The organism is Virgibacillus alimentarius, assembly GCF_017874635.1.
Taxonomy (GTDB): domain Bacteria; phylum Bacillota; class Bacilli; order Bacillales; family Amphibacillaceae; genus Virgibacillus_B; species Virgibacillus_B alimentarius.
Window position 1 is genome coordinate 39,407 of the sequence record NZ_JAGIKX010000014.1, and the last position, 21,226, is coordinate 60,632.

Sequence of the window (21,226 nt, forward strand, 5' to 3'; positions counted from 1 at the left end):
AAAACAACATATACAGAATAGTGACAAGCACCACCGCAAGCGTGTACTAGTCCACGGTGTGAAACGCGCACACGCTGTAAATATGTCAGTGGGACAGACCCTTTATTCTGTAACCATTTCCAGTTCTACTGGGATGAATTCGTCAAGTTCTTCTCCGTTTGCTACTTTTCCTGCTGCTTCGACTGCTTTCTCTGCAATGAGTTTAGGCTGCTGGGCGATCGTTGCGTCCATGTCGCCTTCTTTTACTGCTTTTTGTGCATCATCGGTTGCGTCAAACCCGACGACAACGACATCGTCCAGCATATTTTTACTTTCTAATGCTTCCACGGCGCCTAGTGCCATTTCGTCATTATGGGCAAATAAGGCATCAATTTCATCTTCGCTTTGGAGGATGTTTTCCATCACGGATAGTCCTTTCGTGCGGTCAAAATCTGCGGATTGATTGGCAACGATTTCGATATCATCCATGTCGTCCACGATATTGTGGAATCCTTTCCTTCACTTCTTGCCTTGTCGGCATGCCGCCCTGGGCACCAATCTTTGTAACGGATAATGCGGCAGCTGCATTCGCGAACGTAACTGCTTCACGGATAGAAGCACCGTTTGCTATTTCTGCCGCAAATGCGCCGTTAAACGTATCCCCAGCCCCTGTAGTGTCTTTTACTTCGACAGGATGTCCCGGTATCCATTGCTGGCTATTATTCTCATAAAACGTGACACCTTCACTCCCCTCGGTCACAATCAGTTTTTTCTGAATGGAGGAAAACAGGGGACTCTCTTTGATTGCTTCCGCTTCAATTTCGTTTGGTGTGAAGTAAGCAGCTTTGGCTAAAAGTGCTTCAGGTAGCTTCTGATAGGGTGCTGGATTAAGAATGACTGGAACCTGGAACTTACTGGCAATTGCTAACGTATGAAGCACCGTTTCCATTGGGATTTCCAGCTGCATTAAAATGACATCGCTTTGTTTGATTAATTCTTTTTGCTTGTCCACCAAGTCAGGAAGTACGCTTTTATTTGCTCCAGGGGCAACGATAATACGGTTATCATCTTCGGATAAGATAATGTTCGCGATCCCGGTTGGCTGACTTGGATCTGTACGCATGCCTTGTGTATTTATTCCTTCCTTTTTAAGGTGAGCAAGCAATTTTTCACCAAATGCATCTGTTCCGACTGCTCCAATCATATGCACATTTGCCCCTAGCCTAGAGGCAGCGACAGCCTGATTGGCACCCTTTCCTCCTGGATATGTTGCAAAGTCCTTTCCAAGAACAGTTTCTCCTTGCATTGGCATTTTTTCCGTTGTAATCGTTAAGTCCATATTTATGCTTCCGACGATACAAACGGTTGGTTGATTATCCATGTGCGACCTTCTTTCGTTTGGTTGATTCTCTTTCTAATAAATGAACAGGAAATGTTTCGATTGTTTTAGGTGCCACTTGTGTCTGTATTTGTTCCATGAGCATTTCAGCAGCACGGGTACCCATATCATAAATTGGCTGAGCCATCGTCGTCAGTGTTGGGCTTGTTGCCTCTCCAACTGAAATTCCATCAAAGCCAATCACCGCTAAATCTTCCGGGATGCGGATCCCCAATTGTTCTGCAGCTTTCATTGCACCGATTGCCATTACATCATTTGCTGCAAAGATACCATCGATTTCTGGATGGTTCCTAAGCATTTCCATGGTCATTACTTTCGCTTGTTCCATGTTGTAATTGCACGATAAAAGATAACTGGACAGAAACCAATCTGTATCTCGGACTACGTCCATATACCCCCTGAGCCGCTCCATCGTATTACTGGCACTTTCTGGCCCACATAAATGAGCAATGCGCTGACAACCGATGGATTGTAAATACTCCGTAGCTTCTCTTCCGCCTTGGTAGTTATCTACGGTAATCGAAGCCAATTCCGAATGGAAGAACCGGTCAAGGGCAATGATCGGTACACTGATTTTCTTGAGCATTTCATCGGTAATCGTACTGGAAACAATAATAAACCCATCCACTGCTTTTTGCTGCAGTGTGTCTATGTATGTTAATTCCTTTTCTAAATCGCCATCTGTATTACATAAAATAAAGGTATAATTATATTTATTCGTTACATCCTCTACTGCCCTGGCAAGTTCGGGAAAGAAAGGATTCATAATATCCGGCACAAATAAGGCAATCATTTTCGACTTCCCTCTAAAAAGGGTCCGGGCTACATCATTTGGTTTGTAATGCAGGTATTCAATCGCCTGTTCCACGCGTTTTCTTGTCTCCGGATTCACATCACCTTTCCCATTGATGACCCGTGAAACGGTAGCAACTGAAACATCGGCAAATTTCGCAACATCTCTCATCGTAGACAACCTCCATCACTCCCAAGATTTGAAATAAAAAAGCATGTAACGGGTTACATCCGTTTCAAAAAATAAATGTAACCCGTTACAGAATATAATAAAACCGTTCCGTGGGCATGTCAACGGGAATCTTTCGACAAAATACGAGGAAGCGTATGGTGCCTGGCACTCCCCGAATAATGTCGAAAAATATCCAAGTGATCCACCACCCAACCACCCGGCAATCCATACAGGTAAAAACCAGGGAGTGCCCCCTCCCATATCACAAGCACTAAATTCCCGCGAAAATGGAAGTAAATGCCTTTCGAAATGCCTCCACATCTGCATCGATACAGACATGCACGTTCCCTTCTTCCGTGAAATGCGTTACCGTACATCCGGACGCTTCCCCTTCTGTCACTACATTGACGTTTGCTCGCTTTGTCTTAAACAACTCAGGTCGAGTCAGGTAAAGAATGGTGCACAAATCATGAATCGCAATGGAATATTTAGAATAGGCACGCTCATAAAACTGAATCATATGCGCGATCATTTCACCGATTTTCCCTTGCGTCTTTACTTTTTCCACATCGTCAGCAGCCACTCCAGTTAAACGGGTCACGTCGAGTCCACACATGACAATATTAATCGATGTATCAAAAACGATTTTGGCAGCATGCGGATCTGCATATATATTAAACTCTGCAACAGGGGTTGCGTTTCCTCCTTCAGCAGCCCCGCCCATTAAGACAATTTCTTTAATATTTTCTTTTGTTTCCGGAAAAGTTTTGAATAAAAGTGCAATATTGGTCAGTGGACCGATCGGCACAAGCGTCACCGGCTCCTCTGCACTCATAATAGCTTTTCTCAATTCGACGATTGCATTGCCTTTTAACAAAAGCGAAGTGTTTGGCTCCTTTTCAAATTGATAGTTGCCAACACCACTGTCCCCGTGCACTTGTGATGCTGTCTTTATTTTATTGATTAGTGGCTCGCCACAACCTTTCGCAACCGGTATATCTTTTTCTAAAAATGTAAGCAAATCAAGTGCATTTTTTGTCGTGTTATCAATCCCGACATTTCCACCAACCGTTGTAATTAATTTTACGTCAAGCTTATCTGAAAATAATGCTGCAGTGATCGCAGCAACATCATCAATCCCAGGATCTGTATCAATGATAATTGGTCGTTTCATGGTAGTCCTCCTTATGTTAATAGTATTACATAAGTTATTATAAACGATCATACAAAAAAACCCACACATATGTATGTGTGAGCTCTATTTATTTTCGACAAAATCCGGGAAGTGACAGGCACCCTATATTTTTTCCACCGTAATATTTCCGTTATTTGTTGTTAATTTTATCTTATGTGCGCCATTGCCAATGACTGTATCCCAGTCTGATTGACCAAATAGCTTCACTTTTCCGTTGTCTACTTTGACATCAAAAATAGCGTTGGTTGGCTTGTTTTCTGTCTTTATGTTGATCTTGCCGTTATCTGTTTCAAAATCCAATGGACGATCCAAACTTTCTGTGTTGAGCGAGATACTTCCGTTATCTGCTTCAGCGGAAAGCGCTCCCTTTACGTGATCAAAACTGATTTTCCCATTATTCGCCTTCGCATCAGCCGCACCGGCTTCTGAATCTTTTACAAGGATTTTTCCATTACTTGTTCCGATGTTCATCTTTTCACTCTTCATTTCTTGTAATTGAATAGCTCCGTTATCCGTACGGATCTGAATAGCTTTTGCCTGTAGCTCGCTAGCTTCCACAAGACCATTATCGCTCTCAATTTTGAGTGCCTGGTATTGTTTTTCTGGAACATACACGTTTAAAGCTAAACGTGATGAAATGAAATCAAAGTGAATCAGTTTTTTCTGCTGATCATTTACAACTACCCGCAAGTTGGATTGCTCGACGTTAGCAGAGAAATCGATATTCGAACCTTTCCCTGACAGTTCTACTCTGGCTTCTTTATCCCTAGTCGGTAAAACTTCTATTTTAGCATTACCGGCTTTGATATCAATGGCATCAAAGTCTTCCTTGATGGTTTTCTCTTTTTCGAAATCTTCCATCTTATTTGCGGAAGCAAACGTAAAAACACTTCCGATGATGCCAATCCCTAGGAGCACTCCAGCAATCATCGCTGTTTTTTTAATCATGCTTCATTCCTCCTTTGACAAGTTTGACGTTAAAACGTAAATAATGAATAAATCCGCTGGTTAATACCCGGGTGACATAATACATTCCAATCGCTATGAATAATCCAAGACCAGTTAGCGCAATGGAAAAAAATAAATCAAAAAGTACAAATGTTTCCGGATAAATAACCGCATTGAAAAGCACTAAAAGTGGTGATGCTGCAAACACAACCCCGACTGTCCATCCGGCTAAGACAACAGCTGCTAGCCCAATAAATGGACCGAGAACAATGACGAGGTTGAAAAAGCCAAGTCCGATCACTGCCCACAAGGCCCGCATGACATTACCGGCCGTTGCAGTCGCCTCTACTTGTTCTAGATGATAGGTGGCGAGCAGTTCTTTCGCAATTTGATTTGGCTGACCGAGCGATGCTGCAATTTCCTCTTCTGTTTTCCCTTCTTGTTGCCCAAAAGCAAAGTGTTCCTCAAAATCTCGGATAATATCCTTCCGTTCCTTTTGGGAAAGATTTTTGAGCGATTTATCCAATTGATTTAAAAATTGTTCTTTATTCACTGCTGACACCTTCCTCTATGAATTGATTCACAGCATTTGAAAATTCCTTCCACTCCTGCATTTGCTCACGCAGATGAATCCTCCCCTTCTCTGTCAGTTTATAATACTTACGCGCGGGTCCCTCTGAGGATTCCTGATAGTAGGTTGTAAAATAACCATCTTTCGTTAATCTTCTTAAAAGCGGGTACATTGAGCCTTCCGATATTTCAATTTTTTCGGAGATTCTTTGCACCAATTCATAGCCATAACAATCTTTTTTATCCAGCAGGACAAGCACGCAAATTTCCAAGATGCCCTTTTTAAATTGCACATTCATTGTTGTCACTCCATTCCAATACAGTACCTTGTATTGAACAGTACCTGTTATAGTTAATTTACCATACAGTACTGTTTATTGCAAGGTAGTATATTTTTTTCATTAAAAAATCCGCGAATACCCAACGGGAAGCGCGGCTCTTATGGAGCAGAAGCTTACAAAAGAGCTAACTTTTCTCGATCCTTTGTTACATAAAAAAGAATCCACCATGAAAAAACGGATCACAGTGAATTCCAATTTAAAGGGTTCTTTATTTTGCAGTCTCTAACTAACGTTATATAACATCCGCATCACCGACATCTTTTATGCTCTTTCAAGAACAGCAAGACACTCCCGATTAAATGCAGGAAGGTCATCTGGCGTGCGGCTTGTGACCAATTGATCCCCGCAGTTGACGACTTCTTCGTCAACAAAGTTAGCTCCGGCATTGACTAAGTCAACTTGAATGGACTTATACCCTGTTGCCTTGCGCCCATTGAGTGCATTTGCATTAATAAGTAATTGAGGACCGTGGCAAATAGTGAACACCGGTTTTTTTGCATCCATGAAAGTTTTCACAAAGTCAACAAATCGATCATCTGCACGAAGGATATCCGGTGAGAAACCGCCAGGGATCATAAGCGCATCAAAGTCTTCCGGTTTTACATCATCAATGGAAGCATCGATTGTAATCTTAGCTTCTCCATTTTTGCCTGTAACCTTATTGCCTTTTTCTTTTTCAATTACGGTCAATTCATGTCCCGCCTCCTCTAGAGCTTTGGCCGGATCTGTATATTCAACCTCTTCAAATAGATCTGTCATAAGAACCGCAACTTTTTTTCCCATTTGCATTCTCTCCTTCTAAAAATAGTATTTTCACACCCGAGAAAGACATAAAGCGTGTTTATACTAGGAGACGTTAGCAAGCGTGCCTAAGCTTTCCCAGGGACTACTTCTAGTATAACAACAGTTACGAAACTTGAGAATCATTGGATAGGATTGGTTTAAGGAAGTTGACAGTAAATAGAGATTTAGTATAATTATAATCAGTTGTTTCAAAACGTTAAAAATATTTTTAATAATTTTAATTACATTAATGAAAGCGGATTACCGTTTTAAAAACAACTTCACAAGACTACTGCACAAGCTAATGTGAACCAGTAACCATTGGATCGCAGTTAGCAACAGGACTGTGCAATATCCAATGAACCGTATAAGCCATTTCCAAATACGAACTCATGGAGGGAACAGAATGATAAAAAAATTGATAACTGCATGTATGACACTGGGGATAATCCTTTCTATTTTTTCCGTTTCACAGGGAAAAGTCTATGCTAAAGCGAATTATCCTAACGATTTTAAACTGCTATCACAAAATGTCTATATGTTATCACAAGCATTGTATCCGAATTGGGGCCAGGTAAAACGGGCTGAACTTATTGCTGACGCAGATTATATTAAGGGTTATGATATCTTTATTTTAAATGAAGTATTTGATAATGAAGCTTCAGAGGTGCTTTTAAATGATTTAACCGAACAGTATCCTTATCAAACTCCTGTACTTGGCCGGAGTACAGAAGGATGGAACCAGACTCTTGGTGACTATTCACATACAGTTCCGGAAGATGGTGGTGTAGCCATTGTCAGTAAATGGCCGATTGAAGAAAAAATTCAGTACGTTTACGATGAAGGATGTAGTGGTGACGCGATGGCTAATAAAGGATTTGTATACGTCAAAATAAATAAAAATGGACATGATTATCATACAATCGGTACGCATATGCAATCGACAGATTCCCTTTGTTCGACCGATGAAGCTGCTGAAATTCGTTCCACGCAGATGAAAGAAATCCAGCAGTTTATTGACAGGAAGAACATCCCAGAAGATGAAGTGATCTACATAGGTGGGGACCTAAATGTCATGAAAGGTACGGATGAATATAAGTCAATGATCGATCAATTAAATGTAACACCGCCTCATGCTTATACAGGATACACTGCAACTTGGGATCCGACAACCAATTCCATTGCCCGTTATAATTATCCTGAAATGGATGGACAATATTTGGATTATATTTTTGTTGAGAGAGACCATGCCCAACCGAATCAATGGTATATAGATGCAAAAAAAATCAAATCATCGGAATGGTCCGTTACTTCCTGGGGAAAAACCTATAAGTATAATGATTTTTCCGATCATTATCCAGTCTCCGGTTCAACCGTTCCAATGAAATAATAACGGTTAGCTATTCATCTAGTGCTCTCATTCACCTCTACGAAAGGGGGCTTGAGATGGCATCGAATGAAGTTGCGGATGCCATTTTTGCTGCTGAGCAATACGCGAAAGCATACAACTGCAGTAACAGTCGGATACACATTTTTTGCATCGCACACAAACTTCATATCGTTGACAAAGGCATCAAATGGATTGATGCCTTCTTCTTGTGTTAGCACTTTTAAGTATCAACGGTATCTTTTCGTCACAGTATTTCATAAAAGTCAATGATTTCAGTATCTTTTTTATAGGAAAGGAATTGGATGGTTTATACTTCTTTCACGCATTTCGGATGCATATTATCTATTTTTTAAATCAAAGCTATCACCAGCTACTTTACCTTTTTCAGTGAAATAAGGGCTAAAGTTATTTTTGATATCGGTTCGTGAAAGCTACTTTAAAATCACCTTTTCTAGACATGTTTGTTTCATTATTGTATGCTTAAAATACTTTTGATACAGTACGGAGGTTTAAAAATGAGCAACGATATTCATTTACGCCCACTAGAACGTAATGACTTAAAATTTATACATAAACTTCATAATGACCCCGACATTATGTCTTATTGGTTTGAAGAACCTTATGCAAATTTTGCTGCGCTGCAAGAATTATATGATAAGCATATTCACGACCGAGATAAGCGTCGTTTTATAGTAGAAAAAGAGCACACAATGATAGGGCTTGTCGAGCTAGTGTATATTGACGCTATTCATCGCAATGCAGAATTTCAGATCATCATCGATCCTAAGCAACAAGGTAACGGTTATGCAACGGTTGCAACGAATCTGGCAATGGATTATGCTTTTTCCATATTAAATCTACACAAACTCTATTTGATCGTAGATGCGAAAAATGAGAAGGCGCTTCACATATACAAAAAAGTTGGTTTCTCCATTGAATGTGAGTTACAAGATGAATTCTTTGTTGAGGGCAGTTATCATAACGCTATTCGAATGTGTCTGTTTCAACAGCAGTATTTAAAAAAATAAGTCATTTATTACTTCTTTTACTAATTACTCTTTCCCGTTCTAAAAGATGACGGGGTTTAAAATGATTCTTGCATTTTTGGTGTGAAGCAATTGTGTGTTTTGTTATCCTTTGACAACATTCAATTCCCATGAAATGCCGTTTTTGTCTGTAACTATCGCATGTTTGGCACCCCAAAAAGTATCCTGTAGTTCCATTTTAACCTCACCGTCTTTTGATAAAGCATCGTAGATTCGAACGATTTCATCTTCACTGTCGAGATCGGGACCGAGCAAAATATCACTTCCACTTATCGTCTTTTCCCCAAATACATCTGCAAAATAAAGGATGCAATGCTCGTTAATATGTAATTCAGCATGGATATACTTGCCTTCATGCCCTTTAAACATTTCAATACCATCAGATAGTTGCGTATTCTTGATTTCACCGCCAAAAATCCCCTGATAATATTCAATTGCTTCTTTACAATTCTCTACCCTAATATGAGGTACTATCCTTTTCATGTCTACTTCTCACACCTTTACCATTATTGTTGATTTGTTTAAAATTTAAATATGCTTATACCATTTACCAGCTGCTTCTACTTCATGAAACGTTAACTGATGTCCTTTATTTTCCCAATGCAAGTCTACTTTTGCCCCTGCTCCTTCCAGCAAGGATCTCAATTCTTCAGATTCCCCTGGTGAACAAATAGGATCATTGGTACCTGCTGCAATAAATACATTTCTGCCTGATAAATTCGGCAACTTCATGCCTCGTCTTGGAACCATTGGATGATGGAGAATGGCTCCTATGATAGCATCTGGATAATGAAACAGTAAGCTTGCTGCGATATTTGCACCATTGGAATAACCGATTGCTAGAATCTGATTACGGTCAAATGCATACTTTTGTGCTGCTTCATCTAGAAATTCGTTCAACGCTTTTGTACGGAAAACCAAATCTTCTTCATCAAATACACCTTCCGCTAATCTCCTGAAAAAGCGCGGCATTCCGTTCTCCAGAACATTACCTCTTACACTTAAAATATTTGCATCTGGGTCAACCTTATCTGCAAGAGGCAGAAGGTCCTGTTCCGTTCCTCCCGTTCCATGTAATAATAGTAATGTCGGTTTGGATGAATCATTTCCTTTTTGGAAAATATGTTTCATGATCAATTCTCCTCTTCTTTATTATTTTCGCCGCTTATTTCTCCTATTCCTTTTTACATTCTTTTACATGTTCCCCAATCTATTTTGGTTTCTCTATGGAAAAAACGTCATCGATTTTTCGCATCATTAGAACCGGCTTCCAACCCCTGCCAAATACCTTTATCAAATTATCTCGATTTCGAAGTAATTATATATCAGTTTCCTTTACCGTGTCAATGAGATGTATAAATGAATACCTCTTCCAACGATATGACCTGATTGCGAAACATCTTCATTGCTCTCTATGTTTCAGTACTTTGAAGAACATTATTTATTTTACTCCGCCGTGCTGCACAACAAAGGCATATCTCATTTTCATGATATGATGATGATAATGATTATCAAGGGTTTCATAAAAATATTGTCGTCCAATTTAAAATGGAGATTATCGGGAAAAAAGGGGAGATTTGAAAATGAAGTTAGGTGTATTAGATCAGATGGCGCAACCAAAGGGGGTGTCTGCAGAAGAGACAACAGATCGTACGATTGAATTGGCTCAATATGTAGAAGCATTAGGGTATGAACGCTATTGGTTTGCGGAACATCATGCAACGAAGGGACTTGTATCCAGTTCTCCTGAAATTATGATGGCGGCAGTCGCAGCTAAAACTTCCAAATTGAAGGTTGGCAGTGGTGGTATCCTGCTTCCACAGTATAGTGCATATAAAGTTGCTACCCAGCTATTTCAATTACAGGCACTTTTTCCCGGAAGAATAGAGGCCGGTGTCGGACGTTCTCCTGGAGGAACGGAAAGGATTCGATCGTTACTGGCCGATGGCAAGGTGAATCAACTAGCTGACTATCCCGAAAAATTGAAAGATCTCATCAAATTTTTGCGTAAAGATGGAAGGGTTCGTGCCGCACCACGTACAGAAGATGCTCCGAACTTATTTGCATTAGGTTTGGGAGAAAATAGTGCTGCACTGGCAGGCGAACTGGGGATTGGCTATGTATACGGTCATTTCATTAACCCAAATAGAGGGAAAGAAGCACATCAGACCTATCGAGCAAGTTTCCGAAAACGGTTTTTGAATAATCCAGATAAGCGTTCTGCTATTTTTGTTATCTGCGGGGAAACAGATGAACATGCACAGGAGCTTGCGATTAGCCAGGATGTTTGGCTGCTACATGTGGAAAAAGGCCTCGACAGCCGCGTGCCAAGTATCGAGGAAGCAAAAGCAAAGTACTTTCATGATAGTGAGAAGGAGCAAATGCGAAAAAACCGGAAGCGGATGATTATCGGCGGGCCGGAAAAAGTAAAAAATGAACTGCTTCTCCTATCTGAGCGTTATCAATGTAACGATTGGCTGATTCTGACAAATATGTATGACTTTGAAGAAAAGAAACAGTCGTACCGGCGGATCATGGAATTGTTTTCATGAGATGATCGTAAATGCCGTGTATAGCGTTTACCTTCTTCAACCACAGAAAAGCACCTTGAAGGCATTTCTGTGGTTTTTTCATTTAGCTCACTTTTGATCATTTGTCTGTTTTAGATTAAACAGGGACGTGATCTTACGCGAGAACCACTTTATTTTTGTTGATTTCCTTTTCAAACGGACTTTTTTGTCTACGCTTTTCCCGTTTTTTCCGTCCATCTTCCTCATGTTATGGAGTGTCGTGGTAATCTCCATTTGAAATGCACGGATAACATCCTCAAGGTAACAATCGCAATAAAAAGAGCTGCTGTCGTCCAAGGTCCTTGGATGACACCTAAACCAATCACGAATCCGCCCATTGTCGCCCAGAGGGCATAAATCTCTTCACGAAAAATCATCGGTTTTCTTCCTGCAAAAACATCCCGGATCATGCCACCACCCGATCCCGTCAAGGTTGCCGCAACGAGCACCGCACTTAATGGTGCACCGACTTGAACAGCACTAATAGCTCCTTGGATCGCAAATGATGCCAGTCCCATCGCATCAAAAAGAATCCCCCATTTATCCCAATATTGTAGCCACTGCGTCGGTAGTATAAATACAATACTATTTATCAAGAAAACGGCAATGAATAAATTACCCTGTGTCCAGATGGTTTCAATCGGTATACCTATTAATAAATTACGGATCGTACCGCCACCAAATGCTGTCGTGAACCCCAGCACTTGGATGCCTAATATGTCATAATCTTCTTTTATCGCAATAATGGCACCACTAATGGCAAAAGCAAGCGTGCCTATGATATTAAGAACTTCCCATGTCATCAACGCTTTTCTTCCTTTTTAACTCTATTATAGGTGAATAAAGATCATCCATTCAAATAATGCGGGTTACGCTTTCATCAAATGGGATGGATTCCTCTAGGAAATGAAACAAGGTCGCTAAATTTTTGCATATCCATATTGGTTATTGAAGTTTATATTTCTTATAGATATACTTGGTATTAGGCTAAGGGAGGAGAAACAATGCAACAAGATAAAGACGCACGTTCCATAAAATGGTTACGACTTATCGAGGAAAAGGGAAATAAATTACCACATCCTGTTACTATTTTTGTTATCTTTATTTTTATTGTTATGATTTTATCTCATATTTTGTATCTTATGGGAACGAGTGTGACATTTGAAGGAATTAACAAGGAAACGATGGAAACAGAAATGCTAACAGTAAATGCGGTTAGCTTACTTGTACCTGAAGGGATTGCTTATATATTTTCTAATATAGTGACGAATTTCACCTCTTTTGTTGCGCTTGGGCCTGTGCTAGTAGCAATGATAGGAGTTGGTGTTGCTGAAAAAAGTGGATATATTAGTGCCTTAATGACAAACACCGTTACCAAAGCACCGAGAAAACTGGTAACACCATTAGTTGTGCTCATGGGAGTGCTCTCTAATGTCGCTGCCTCTGTAGGATATGTTGTTCTCGTCCCACTTGGAGCGATTCTATTTTTAGGCTTTAAACGACATCCACTAGCTGGATTATCAGCCGCGTTTGCAGGCGTTTCAGGTGGCTATTCTGCTAATTTAGTTTTAGGGACAAATGATCCATTACTTGGTGGGATTTCAACAGAAGCAGCCCGGATTTTAGATGTCAATTATACTGTCAATCCAACCGATAATTGGTTTTTTATGTTTGTATCAACTTTTTTGATTGTTATCATTGGAACATTTATTACAGATAAAGTCATTGAGCCAAAATTAGGAAAATATGAACAAGAAAATGCGATAGAACAGATAGAAAGAATATCAGATATTGAGAAAAAAGGGTTGTTTTGGGCAAACCTTTCCATACTTTTCACTGTCATTGTCATTGGACTATTCGTCATTCCCGAAAATGGTGTATTACGGGGAGATGAGGGAAGCATTATGAGTTCGCCTTTTATGACCGGAATTATTTTTATTATGATGCTTATTTTCTTAATTCCAGGGATCGTTTACGGAATTATTACAAAAACGATCAAAAATGACAAAGACATTGCCAATTTAATGACTTATTCTCTAGAATCAATGGCAGGGTTTATTGTATTGATTTTCTTTGCTGCTCAGTTTGTTGCATTTTTCAATTACACTAATTTAGGTACCATCCTAGCAGTAAAAGGAGCAGAACTCCTACAGTCGTTCCATGTGACGGGAGTTCCATTAGTCATTGCACTTATATTCATAACAGCTATGATTAATATTTTTATAGCTGCAGACTCGGCTAAATGGGCAATTATGGCTCCTGTTTTCATTCCGATGTTCATGCAACTGGGAATTTCTCCAGAAATAACGCAGGTGGCATATCGTATTGGAGACTCTGCAACAAATATTATCTCACCATTAATGCCGTTCTTCCCATTAATCGTTGCCTTTGCACAAAAATATGGTAAACAAAATGGCGTCGGGACAGTGGTATCACTGATGTTGCCATACGCCATTGTCACTTTAATCTGTTGGACAATATTTTTCGCTATTTGGTATTTACTTGGTATACCGGTAGGGCCTGGAACAACATTAACATATTAACTCGCTTAATTGATAAATAACGGGGCTCTTTATCATGAGCCTCGTTATTTCAAATCTGAACATTCATTCTTGTTCCCGAAGTATTGATTCAATCCTCACTTCCCCCTTTCAAGAATGGCTCCCTTTTGCTGAACGATGAAATAGCTTGTAATTGCTTCATGAAGAAAAATATATCTGATAGCACGTCATACGCAGGGCATTATTCCATCTGCTAAAATAACAATATCCCCCCATTATGATTGATGTATGATCAACGTATTAAATCCATGGAGTGTATCGCCATCGTTCCTTTGCCTGAATGTGTAACCACTTATATGTTACGGTTGATACAACTCCTGCAAAAATCGTCCAAATAAATGCTGTTTTCATATCTACTCTCCTCCTTTCGTATATTGAGGCATTGATTTTCTGCCTATTTATCTGATGCATTTTAGAAGTATACAAGCTTTGTACCTCCGTTTGTGCTACTTTTCATGAAGTATTCGTCATGAATCCTAAGCAAATCGCCAACCATATTATTCCTACATTTATTATTTTTAGAATTATACCAAAATTCGATTATCTTGTAAACGATTGTGCTTCACCAAAACAAGATCCCACATAGGAATTTTAATAACATCATACCCTGTCAATTCAAGCGTTTATATGTTTGATTCTTTTATTGCATTTGTATACCGTTGTTCCTGCTTACCTCTGATAGACCCACTTATTTCTGATTCCATGTATAAAAAAAGAGTGGGTTCCCCCACTCAAAATCTTCGCTATGCTTTTAAATGAAAGAATCTTTCTTCGGCCACTTCCGTACCGGTGGATCATCGATCTTTATCTCCTTTTTATTATCCCAATCATCTGCCTCAGATCCTTCAGCACTCTTGCCGCTAAGATCATCGACCATCCACTTGCCTTGATCCTTGTCATACGTGAGCGTAAAATTACGTAACTCTTGATAAGAAACGTCTTCGAAATCTTTTCCTTGCTCTATTTTAATCTTTTCATTATAAGAAACGAGTACGGTCACTTCAGCCTTCCAATCCCCTTCAAATAGACTCAAATCTAAATCATCCATATTGACTGTCGATTCCAAGAATTGGGACTCGATTTTTTCGACATGTTCTTTGATCGCCTTAAAGTTGGCATCAATCCCGGTGAGATTCTTTTTAAAATCGTTGGTGACATTCGTGAGTTTATCGGGGTCAAAACCGGACGTGACATAGACCGACATGTCCTCGTTAAATTTGTTGGCCGCATTGATGATATCTTTTTGCACTTGTTTATTATCACGGGCCAATTTCTCATCATCAATCAGGAAGCTGACGTCAGCACTACCCCACACATCTTTCTTTTTCTCTTTATTGAACGTCCCCAGATCGTTTTTCACGGTTGCTTTCACTTTGTATTCACCCGGAAGAAGCGGCCCGTAGATTTCTTTGTTTTTATCGATTTTATTCAATGATTTCTTAAAATTTTTAATAGCAAAATTAAGTTTATCGTTATCATCTTGTCCTTTGGCTATCAAATTCACGGTCTTTGCCTTCAATTTATAGTTTGGAAACATACCCAGGCTTTTGCCATCTTCGACAAGACTGACCTGTTCCGCTGACGACGTAAAATCTTCGTTTTCTATTTGTTTATTCAAGCTGTCTTTGATCACTTGGTAGCTCTCATTATTTGTTTTCAAATATTTGACGAACGCAGATAAAGATTCTTTGTTGATGACCGCGTCCTTTTGATCCGGATCGATCAACTTTTTCAATGTATCTGTGTCATTTTTTTCTACAGCTTCGTTGAAGGCATTCACCGTTTTCTCCGGTTTATGCTGGTTAGCCAGCACGGCGTATATGACAACAAGGGCTGCAATGATGACAATCGCACCTCCGGCGGAAATAAGCGATTTCTTACTCATCGTTAATAGACACTTCCTTTAGCAAAGGCTCTCATTAATCTCTCACTTGCATCTCTGGAATCGTCAATCATCCATTTTCCATCCTTTTTCACCATTTGGATTTCTAGTTCCCGACTCGCGGATTTAGCATCCAATTTATCGAGAATAGAATCGAATTTGGATAAAGCATATTCTTGTTCCTTTTCTATATCAAAATCATCATTATTTTCTCGGTATTTAATTTTATATTCCTTTACCTTCTTCGATATATCATCGATCGCAAGCGCAGAATATTCAAGTTCCACATTCGCTTTATCATTGGCGTTCGCTTTCACTTCAACTTCCAATTCATCTTTTTCAGCAGAAGCTTGCTTGAAACTATTATAATATTTATCCATTTTACTATCCGAAACATCTCTAGAGAGAATGGATTCTATGCTTTTGTTAAATTCTTTTTTAGCGTCATCCTGGACACCGTCTTTGTCAGCTGAGACATACTTCTCGTAATCACTATTATCTTTATCGAAATAAATCGTCTCAATATAGGCCTTTAGGGCTTTGGCCGGATCTTGTAAAGCTTTTAGGCTATCATTATATTTACTTGTGTCTAGAGGAACTTGGACATCTTCTGTGTCCTTTTCAAAATCAGAAGACTTCGGAGCAATATTAATTTCATATTTTGTATCTTTGTCGACATCAAATAAGACAGTCACATTCTTCTGTTTATCCGGACCAATTTCGCCCATCGATTCACTTTTCAAATCAATGCTTGGGTTGGTATCTTTACTAGGATCGGTTTGAGTGTCCCCATCATACAACTGAATATCCGCATGAGGAAAAACCGAAATGGGCTGATCCGAAACGTTTTTCACTTTCAAATCAACCATCAATAAACCACCATCTTGATCATCATCCTCAGATACCCCATCATCTTTACCGGATAATATGTAGGATGCATTATCAATCGAAGCCTCAATGGTTTTGCTTTTACCTGATGAGTCAGCATCTGCCTCTTTATCCTTTGATCCACTGCAAGCCATCAATGCTATTGTAAGCAAACAACAAAATAAAAATATTCCTATTTTTTTCACCGTACATTTTCCTTTCAGTAATGATTTTTGTGAATATGCAAAGATACTATTACTTGATTTAGGATAAAAAAGAGTAAGAACCATCAGGAAAGAGTCTCTATATTATCCCGTAATAGAATCTCCCCTTTTTCATCAAATCATCATAATATTTTTGCACATCATTTTTACTATACTTTAGGTTCTTTACCTGGTCAATCCTATTTTTGAAAATTATGGAAGATTTAGCACCCCCACAACGGACGGAAGGAATATGAAGTCCTCCTTCATTCCATTCGACAAAATTCGAGGAGTGCCAGGCACCACTAAAAAATCTTCATACCATTTTGTATGCGCTTGCAAATATGGTATAATTTAAACAATTCATTCAATTTAAAATGATAGGGGAGAGATTCTAATGAATACACCATTGGTATTGACTGATTTTTTGGATCGTGCAGTACGTTTATACGGAGAGAAACCAGCGATTATTGATGAGGAGGGGACGCGTTATACATATCATGAAATAAATAAACGCGTGAACCAATTATCTCATGGGCTGGCTTCATTAGGAGTGGAAAAGGGAGATCGTGTTGCTTATCTTGCTCCAAATACACTGGAAATGTATGAAGGTTTTTATGGTATTTTTCAGGTAGGGGGCATTATGGTGTCTCTTAATACTAGACTGAAACCTGATGACTATTTATATATCCTGAATCACAGCGGTAGTAAGATTCTTTTTGTCGATCATGAACTTATTTCTTTAATTGAACCGATTATCGATCAACTCAAAACAGTAGAACAAATTATCATCCACGGAGCTTCAGAAGCTAAGGGCGACTTTATTGCCTATCCAAAGTGGCTCGTTTCCCAGCCAGACACAGCTTTTCCGCGGGCTGACCTTGATGAAAATGATACCGCTACCCTGCTTTACACAAGTGGTACAACCGGAAAGCCAAAAGGTGTGATGCTCACCCACCGGAATAATTATTTGCACGCGATGTCCAGCATGCATCATATCCGGGTGAGTGACAAAGATACATTAATGCACATTTTGCCAATGTTTCATGTCAATGGATGGGGCTCCCCTTTCTATTATACAGCAAATGGATCAACCCAGGTCATGCAAAGGTATATGGATTCCGCGTCCATCTTAAATAAGGTTAAAAAATATGGTGTAACTGTCATGCACATGGCACCAACGGTTCTAAACGGAATCATTGATAAATTTATGGAAACGAAACCGGTGATCGAACAAGATGTGCGCATTGTGCTTGCAGGAGCTGCGCCGCCACAAGCGTTTATTAAACAAGTGGAAGAGGAAATCGGATGGGAATTCTACCAAGTGTACGGCATGACCGAATCCTCCCCTCTCACACTGGCATCCTATATGTCATCCGAAGACGGTGATCTGACCGGAGATGACTATTACTATATGAAAGCAAAGGCGGGTTATGAAATGATTGGAACGAAGGTACGCGTTGTCAATGATATGCATCAGGATGTTGCTAATGACGGAAAAGAAGTCGGAGAAGTCATCGTCAAAGGCAATGGCGTTATGAAAGGATACTGGAAAAATGAAGAGGAAACGAACCGGACGATTGTAGACGGCTGGCTGCATACCGGTGACATGGGTACGATCGACGAACGTGGCCGGATTAATATTGTCGATCGTAAAAAAGATATTATTATCAGCGGTGGAGAAAATATTTCCTCAATCGAAGTGGAGGGGGTCTTTTATGAGCACCCAGCCGTTCAAGAAGTGGCCATTATTGCTACACCGCATGAAAAATGGGGAGAAACACCGCATGCCATTGTTGTCCTCCGCAAAGGACATATCGTAACAGAACAAGAATTGATTGACTTTTCACGGGAAAAATTGGCTCATTTCAAATGTCCAAAAGCCATCACGTTTTTAGATGAACTGCCAAAAACCGCAAGCGGAAAAATTTTAAAAGTACAGCTAAGGGAATTAGTATAATACCACGGAATGAACCGGGGCTGAGCAAGTAACAGGTCCGGTCTTTTTTCACATTAGCCAGGCACTTGGTGGGGATAGGCCCCTTTCGCCCCCCTATGAAGCAATGAACCTTTCTGGATGGAGTGATTTTTATGGTAAAGGATGCTAATATTTCTTTTGACGAAACACGCATCGAACACCCCGCTCGGATAGCCATGCTAATGGCCTTAACCGATGGACGGTCACTACCAGTCAGTGACCTTGCAGACATAGCCGGGGTCACACATCAAACAGCAAGGGCACATGTCACAACATTAGTGGAAGGGTTCGTGTTAACGGTAGAAAATCCCGGACGACATCGGTACTATAAGCTGTCTAGCCCTCAAGTAAAGGAAGCCGTTCATGCGATTGCGAAAAGCTCACCATCGATACAGGTTCACCCTTTGCGTGAATCAAATGATAAGAAAGCGCTATATGCAGCACGTACCTGCTATGGCCATCTGGCGGGGAAATTAGGGCTTAAACTGACCGAATCCCTTATCAAGTTAGGATACGTGGAAGACTTGGAAGATAAATACCGATTAACGGAAAAAGGAAAGCAATGGATCTATGATTTTAAGGCGATTCCACCACAAAAAGTTAATGAACATTCCATTCCTTACCATATTGACTGGACAGAACGAAAACACCATATTGCCGGTCCCTTCGCATTAGCGATTACAAAACGTCTACTTGATTTAGGATGGATTCAAGAAGGCTCTATCCGCCGCTCGATCCAAGTGACCGAAATCGGCCGCTTCGAAATCTGGAATGAATTTGGCTTTGATCCATTTAGGGGGACTGTCCCTCGCCGAATGCGTTAAAGTAGTAAGGGACAGCCCACCCTTTATCCTGCTTTTTCGTTTACGGATTCATTTGGCTGCAGGGTGTGCGCAAGCCCTGCCATTGTAACAATGCCGATGAAGGTAGCCACCGCTCCTGCGGACATGGTGCTTGGAATGATCCCTCCAAAGTAAAGGATCAAATAAGAAAGAAGTCCAATAACCATGGATAATTCCGCTGCTAATGCAGGGGCTTTCTTTTTACCATACACACTGTAAAGAATCGGTCCCATCGTTCCTGCCGCTACTCCAGAGATACCAATCCACATGACGTCACCAATGTAGGCAGGTGGTTTTACCACAAGCAAGCATGCGAGTAATCCAATGATTGGGACAGTGATCCGGCTTATAATAAATGCGATTCTTTCAGCACGTCGATCTTCTATATCCATCATTCCTCGTTTGACGAATACTTTTAAAAAAATATCATTGGCAAATACAGTAGAAATCGAGACGAATATCCCATCTGTCGTCGACATGGCTGCTGCCAGAATGACAACCCCAAGGATGGCAACAATCACAGCGGGAAAAGCCCAAACTGCGTACTCGATCAAAGCCACATCTGCATCTGCAACCGTCGTCCCCAGGGCCGCGCGACTGTAAATCCCGCCAAATAAAATAACGAGGGAGAAAATACTAGCAACGATATAGGTGGCAATCATTTTCCCCAAATCCTTTTCATGTTTTAAACCGAGTACTTTATTAAATAGATGGGGTGCTGAAGCAAATGCCCATTGAATCATAATCGCCCCAGCCGCGGCACTGAATGAATAAAAATGGGTCGATTCAGGATTAAATACCTTCACCAAGTTTTCATTCTGACGAGCTAGATTATGCGTAATTCCTTGAAAAGTCGAGCCTATACTACCATCCCAAAACATAACAATACCGGATACAAAAATAAACACACCAGCAATCGCCATCATTACCGCTTGCACAGCATCTGTGTAAATATCAGCCACCGCTCCGCCCGCAAAAACATAAAGAACAACAATGGACGCAATCAGGATGATCCCCGTTTGATAGGGAATGCCAAGCAAATATTCAAATATCCGGGCTCCAGCCACAAATTGTCCAGCAATATAAAATACATTGAAAAGCAAAATGAGCCCTGTTCCGACACGCAAAATATCGCTGTTATAAAAATCTCCCAGCCAATCTGGAAGGGATAGGGATTGTTGTTTATTATTTAAGTTCCGCGCTTTCTTCGCTATCATCATCACACCTACAGGACCCCCAACAATGATAGCTACGAACAGCCAAAGATTCGAAAATCCCCAATCATGTGACCAGCCTGGATACCCTAGAAATGTGGCAGCACTTAAGTACGTGGCGGCAAAGGATAGTCCAAGCACATAGGGGCCTAAATTTCCCCCTCCAATTGCAAAATCACTGATATCTTTTGTTTTCTTGGAACTGATGAAGCCAAGAAAAAACATCACTGCTAAAAAGACAATAAACCCGACCCAAGTATAGATTGTAACGCTGCTCATTTTTATCCCCCCTCGTAATATGTTTAGTCTTAAATATTTTCTTATTAATTATTTTCAATCTATTTAATAACACTTTGAGCGTAACTCCGTTACCCTTCACTGCTGGCGGACGCTTTCCGTGGGCATGGCTTGAGCCTCCTCGGAAGAAGTTCACTTCCTGCGGGGTCTCAAGACTCATGCTTTTCCCGCAGGAGTCGCCGCCATCCGTTCCAGGT

The 21,226-nt window shown here is 40.3% G+C and carries 20 protein-coding genes and 1 pseudogene; 7 read left to right on the forward strand and 14 right to left on the reverse strand.

All coding sequences use genetic code 11. The features are described from left to right. Positions 1-102: 102 nt before the first annotated feature. The 8 genes and pseudogenes from J2Z81_RS08760 to J2Z81_RS08795 form a co-directional block, all read right to left on the reverse strand. Positions 103-495: pseudogene (locus J2Z81_RS08760) on the reverse strand (substrate-binding domain-containing protein); the annotation flags it as partial. Further along, entirely contained in the window at positions 461-1,360 is a 900-nt protein-coding gene (gene rbsK, locus J2Z81_RS08765) for a ribokinase (protein ID WP_226371170.1), read from the reverse strand. The gene rbsK and the pseudogene J2Z81_RS08760, both read right to left, overlap by 35 nt. Continuing rightward, on the reverse strand, positions 1,353-2,342 hold the full coding sequence (locus tag J2Z81_RS08770; protein ID WP_319023835.1) for a LacI family DNA-binding transcriptional regulator: 990 nt from the start codon (positions 2,340-2,342) through the stop codon (positions 1,353-1,355). The genes rbsK and J2Z81_RS08770 overlap by 8 nt, the downstream gene beginning before the upstream one ends. A gap of 271 nt (positions 2,343-2,613) precedes the next feature. Further along, positions 2,614-3,516: a nucleoside hydrolase gene (locus tag J2Z81_RS08775; RefSeq protein WP_029265938.1), complete on the reverse strand. Its 903-nt coding sequence runs from the start codon at positions 3,514-3,516 to the stop codon at positions 2,614-2,616. A gap of 123 nt (positions 3,517-3,639) precedes the next feature. Further along, positions 3,640-4,485 (reverse strand): DUF4097 family beta strand repeat-containing protein, encoded by an 846-nt coding sequence (locus J2Z81_RS08780; protein ID WP_226371172.1) that lies wholly within the window; start codon positions 4,483-4,485, stop codon positions 3,640-3,642. Continuing rightward, entirely contained in the window at positions 4,478-5,038 is a 561-nt protein-coding gene (locus J2Z81_RS08785; protein ID WP_029265942.1) for an HAAS signaling domain-containing protein, read from the reverse strand. Before J2Z81_RS08785 ends, J2Z81_RS08780 begins: the two co-directional genes overlap by 8 nt. Continuing rightward, on the reverse strand, positions 5,031-5,354 hold the full coding sequence (locus J2Z81_RS08790) for a PadR family transcriptional regulator (protein WP_029265943.1): 324 nt from the start codon (positions 5,352-5,354) through the stop codon (positions 5,031-5,033). The genes J2Z81_RS08785 and J2Z81_RS08790 overlap by 8 nt, the downstream gene beginning before the upstream one ends. Positions 5,355-5,657: 303 nt before the next feature. After that, positions 5,658-6,179, reverse strand: a complete 522-nt coding sequence (locus J2Z81_RS08795) for a type 1 glutamine amidotransferase domain-containing protein (RefSeq protein ID WP_226371173.1) — start codon at positions 6,177-6,179, stop codon at positions 5,658-5,660. A 406-nt stretch (positions 6,180-6,585) separates the two neighbouring features. Between J2Z81_RS08795 and sph the strand changes: the two genes are divergently transcribed. The 3 genes from sph to speG all read left to right on the forward strand — a co-directional run bounded on the left by sph (position 6,586) and on the right by speG (position 8,597). Continuing rightward, on the forward strand, positions 6,586-7,569 hold the full coding sequence (gene sph / locus J2Z81_RS08800) for a sphingomyelin phosphodiesterase (protein WP_029265947.1): 984 nt from the start codon (positions 6,586-6,588) through the stop codon (positions 7,567-7,569). A 56-nt stretch (positions 7,570-7,625) separates the two neighbouring features. After that, complete coding sequence (locus J2Z81_RS08805; protein WP_156947648.1) at positions 7,626-7,784, forward strand: hypothetical protein; 159 nt, start codon at positions 7,626-7,628, stop codon at positions 7,782-7,784. Between the two features lie 300 nt (positions 7,785-8,084). Then, positions 8,085-8,597, forward strand: coding sequence for a spermidine N1-acetyltransferase (gene speG / locus J2Z81_RS08810; protein ID WP_029265948.1), 513 nt, complete (start codon positions 8,085-8,087; stop codon positions 8,595-8,597). Positions 8,598-8,699: 102 nt separating this feature from the next. Here speG and J2Z81_RS08815 read toward each other — a convergent pair whose 3' ends face one another. Next, positions 8,700-9,098, reverse strand: coding sequence for a VOC family protein (locus J2Z81_RS08815; protein WP_226371174.1), 399 nt, complete (start codon positions 9,096-9,098; stop codon positions 8,700-8,702). A 45-nt stretch (positions 9,099-9,143) separates the two neighbouring features. Further along, positions 9,144-9,749, reverse strand: a complete 606-nt coding sequence (locus J2Z81_RS08820; protein WP_226371181.1) for an alpha/beta hydrolase — start codon at positions 9,747-9,749, stop codon at positions 9,144-9,146. A gap of 449 nt (positions 9,750-10,198) precedes the next feature. Here J2Z81_RS08820 and J2Z81_RS08825 point away from each other — a divergent pair, with 449 nt between their 5' ends. Further along, entirely contained in the window at positions 10,199-11,167 is a 969-nt protein-coding gene (locus J2Z81_RS08825) for an LLM class flavin-dependent oxidoreductase (RefSeq protein ID WP_226371175.1), read from the forward strand. Between the two features lie 221 nt (positions 11,168-11,388). Here the strand turns inward: J2Z81_RS08825 and J2Z81_RS08830 are convergent, their stop codons facing one another. Continuing rightward, positions 11,389-11,988, reverse strand: a complete 600-nt coding sequence (locus J2Z81_RS08830; RefSeq protein ID WP_029271123.1) for a trimeric intracellular cation channel family protein — start codon at positions 11,986-11,988, stop codon at positions 11,389-11,391. Between the two features lie 201 nt (positions 11,989-12,189). On the opposite strand from J2Z81_RS08830, the gene J2Z81_RS08835 reads away from it, so the two are divergent. After that, positions 12,190-13,728, forward strand: a complete 1,539-nt coding sequence (locus J2Z81_RS08835; protein WP_029271122.1) for an AbgT family transporter — start codon at positions 12,190-12,192, stop codon at positions 13,726-13,728. A gap of 769 nt (positions 13,729-14,497) precedes the next feature. Here the strand turns inward: J2Z81_RS08835 and J2Z81_RS15820 are convergent. Together J2Z81_RS15820 and J2Z81_RS08845 are read right to left on the reverse strand one after the other, a co-directional pair. Continuing rightward, positions 14,498-15,631, reverse strand: a complete 1,134-nt coding sequence (locus tag J2Z81_RS15820) for a TcaA second domain-containing protein (protein ID WP_226981299.1) — start codon at positions 15,629-15,631, stop codon at positions 14,498-14,500. Between the two features lie 2 nt (positions 15,632-15,633). Continuing rightward, complete coding sequence (locus tag J2Z81_RS08845; RefSeq protein ID WP_029269166.1) at positions 15,634-16,701, reverse strand: DUF5105 domain-containing protein; 1,068 nt, start codon at positions 16,699-16,701, stop codon at positions 15,634-15,636. A gap of 394 nt (positions 16,702-17,095) precedes the next feature. Between J2Z81_RS08845 and J2Z81_RS08850 the strand changes: the two genes are divergently transcribed. Both J2Z81_RS08850 and J2Z81_RS08855 read left to right on the forward strand, forming a co-directional pair. Further along, positions 17,096-18,658 carry a long-chain-fatty-acid--CoA ligase gene (locus tag J2Z81_RS08850; RefSeq protein WP_226371176.1) on the forward strand — a complete coding sequence of 521 codons (1,563 nt, stop codon included), beginning with the start codon at positions 17,096-17,098 and terminating at the stop codon, positions 18,656-18,658. A 131-nt stretch (positions 18,659-18,789) separates the two neighbouring features. Beyond that, complete coding sequence (locus tag J2Z81_RS08855; protein ID WP_226371177.1) at positions 18,790-19,500, forward strand: ArsR/SmtB family transcription factor; 711 nt, start codon at positions 18,790-18,792, stop codon at positions 19,498-19,500. A 23-nt stretch (positions 19,501-19,523) separates the two neighbouring features. On the opposite strand, the gene J2Z81_RS08860 is transcribed toward J2Z81_RS08855, so the two are convergent. Continuing rightward, entirely contained in the window at positions 19,524-21,011 is a 1,488-nt protein-coding gene (locus J2Z81_RS08860) for a sodium:solute symporter family protein (RefSeq protein ID WP_226371178.1), read from the reverse strand. Positions 21,012-21,226 lie beyond the last annotated feature (215 nt).

Excerpts from the sequence above, each read along its gene's own strand:
- J2Z81_RS08805 (WP_156947648.1), top strand. The coding sequence starts at position 7,626 with ATGGCATCGAATGAAGTTGCGGATGCCATTTTTGCTGCTGAGCAATAC.
- J2Z81_RS08780 (WP_226371172.1), bottom strand. The coding sequence starts at position 4,485 with ATGATTAAAAAAACAGCGATGATTGCTGGAGTGCTCCTAGGGATTGGC.
- J2Z81_RS08770 (WP_319023835.1), bottom strand. The coding sequence starts at position 2,342 with ATGAGAGATGTTGCGAAATTTGCCGATGTTTCAGTTGCTACCGTTTCA.
- J2Z81_RS08830 (WP_029271123.1), bottom strand. The coding sequence starts at position 11,988 with ATGACATGGGAAGTTCTTAATATCATAGGCACGCTTGCTTTTGCCATT.
- rbsK (WP_226371170.1), bottom strand. The coding sequence starts at position 1,360 with ATGGATAATCAACCAACCGTTTGTATCGTCGGAAGCATAAATATGGAC.
- J2Z81_RS08860 (WP_226371178.1), bottom strand. The coding sequence starts at position 21,011 with ATGAGCAGCGTTACAATCTATACTTGGGTCGGGTTTATTGTCTTTTTA.
- J2Z81_RS08795 (WP_226371173.1), bottom strand. The coding sequence starts at position 6,179 with ATGGGAAAAAAAGTTGCGGTTCTTATGACAGATCTATTTGAAGAGGTT.
- J2Z81_RS08825 (WP_226371175.1), top strand. The coding sequence starts at position 10,199 with ATGAAGTTAGGTGTATTAGATCAGATGGCGCAACCAAAGGGGGTGTCT.
- J2Z81_RS08850 (WP_226371176.1), top strand. The coding sequence starts at position 17,096 with ATGAATACACCATTGGTATTGACTGATTTTTTGGATCGTGCAGTACGT.
- J2Z81_RS08835 (WP_029271122.1), top strand. The coding sequence starts at position 12,190 with ATGCAACAAGATAAAGACGCACGTTCCATAAAATGGTTACGACTTATC.
- speG (WP_029265948.1), top strand. The coding sequence starts at position 8,085 with ATGAGCAACGATATTCATTTACGCCCACTAGAACGTAATGACTTAAAA.
- J2Z81_RS08790 (WP_029265943.1), bottom strand. The coding sequence starts at position 5,354 with ATGAATGTGCAATTTAAAAAGGGCATCTTGGAAATTTGCGTGCTTGTC.
- J2Z81_RS08855 (WP_226371177.1), top strand. The coding sequence starts at position 18,790 with ATGGTAAAGGATGCTAATATTTCTTTTGACGAAACACGCATCGAACAC.
- J2Z81_RS08815 (WP_226371174.1), bottom strand. The coding sequence starts at position 9,098 with ATGAAAAGGATAGTACCTCATATTAGGGTAGAGAATTGTAAAGAAGCA.
- J2Z81_RS15820 (WP_226981299.1), bottom strand. The coding sequence starts at position 15,631 with ATGAGTAAGAAATCGCTTATTTCCGCCGGAGGTGCGATTGTCATCATT.
- sph (WP_029265947.1), top strand. The coding sequence starts at position 6,586 with ATGATAAAAAAATTGATAACTGCATGTATGACACTGGGGATAATCCTT.
- J2Z81_RS08775 (WP_029265938.1), bottom strand. The coding sequence starts at position 3,516 with ATGAAACGACCAATTATCATTGATACAGATCCTGGGATTGATGATGTT.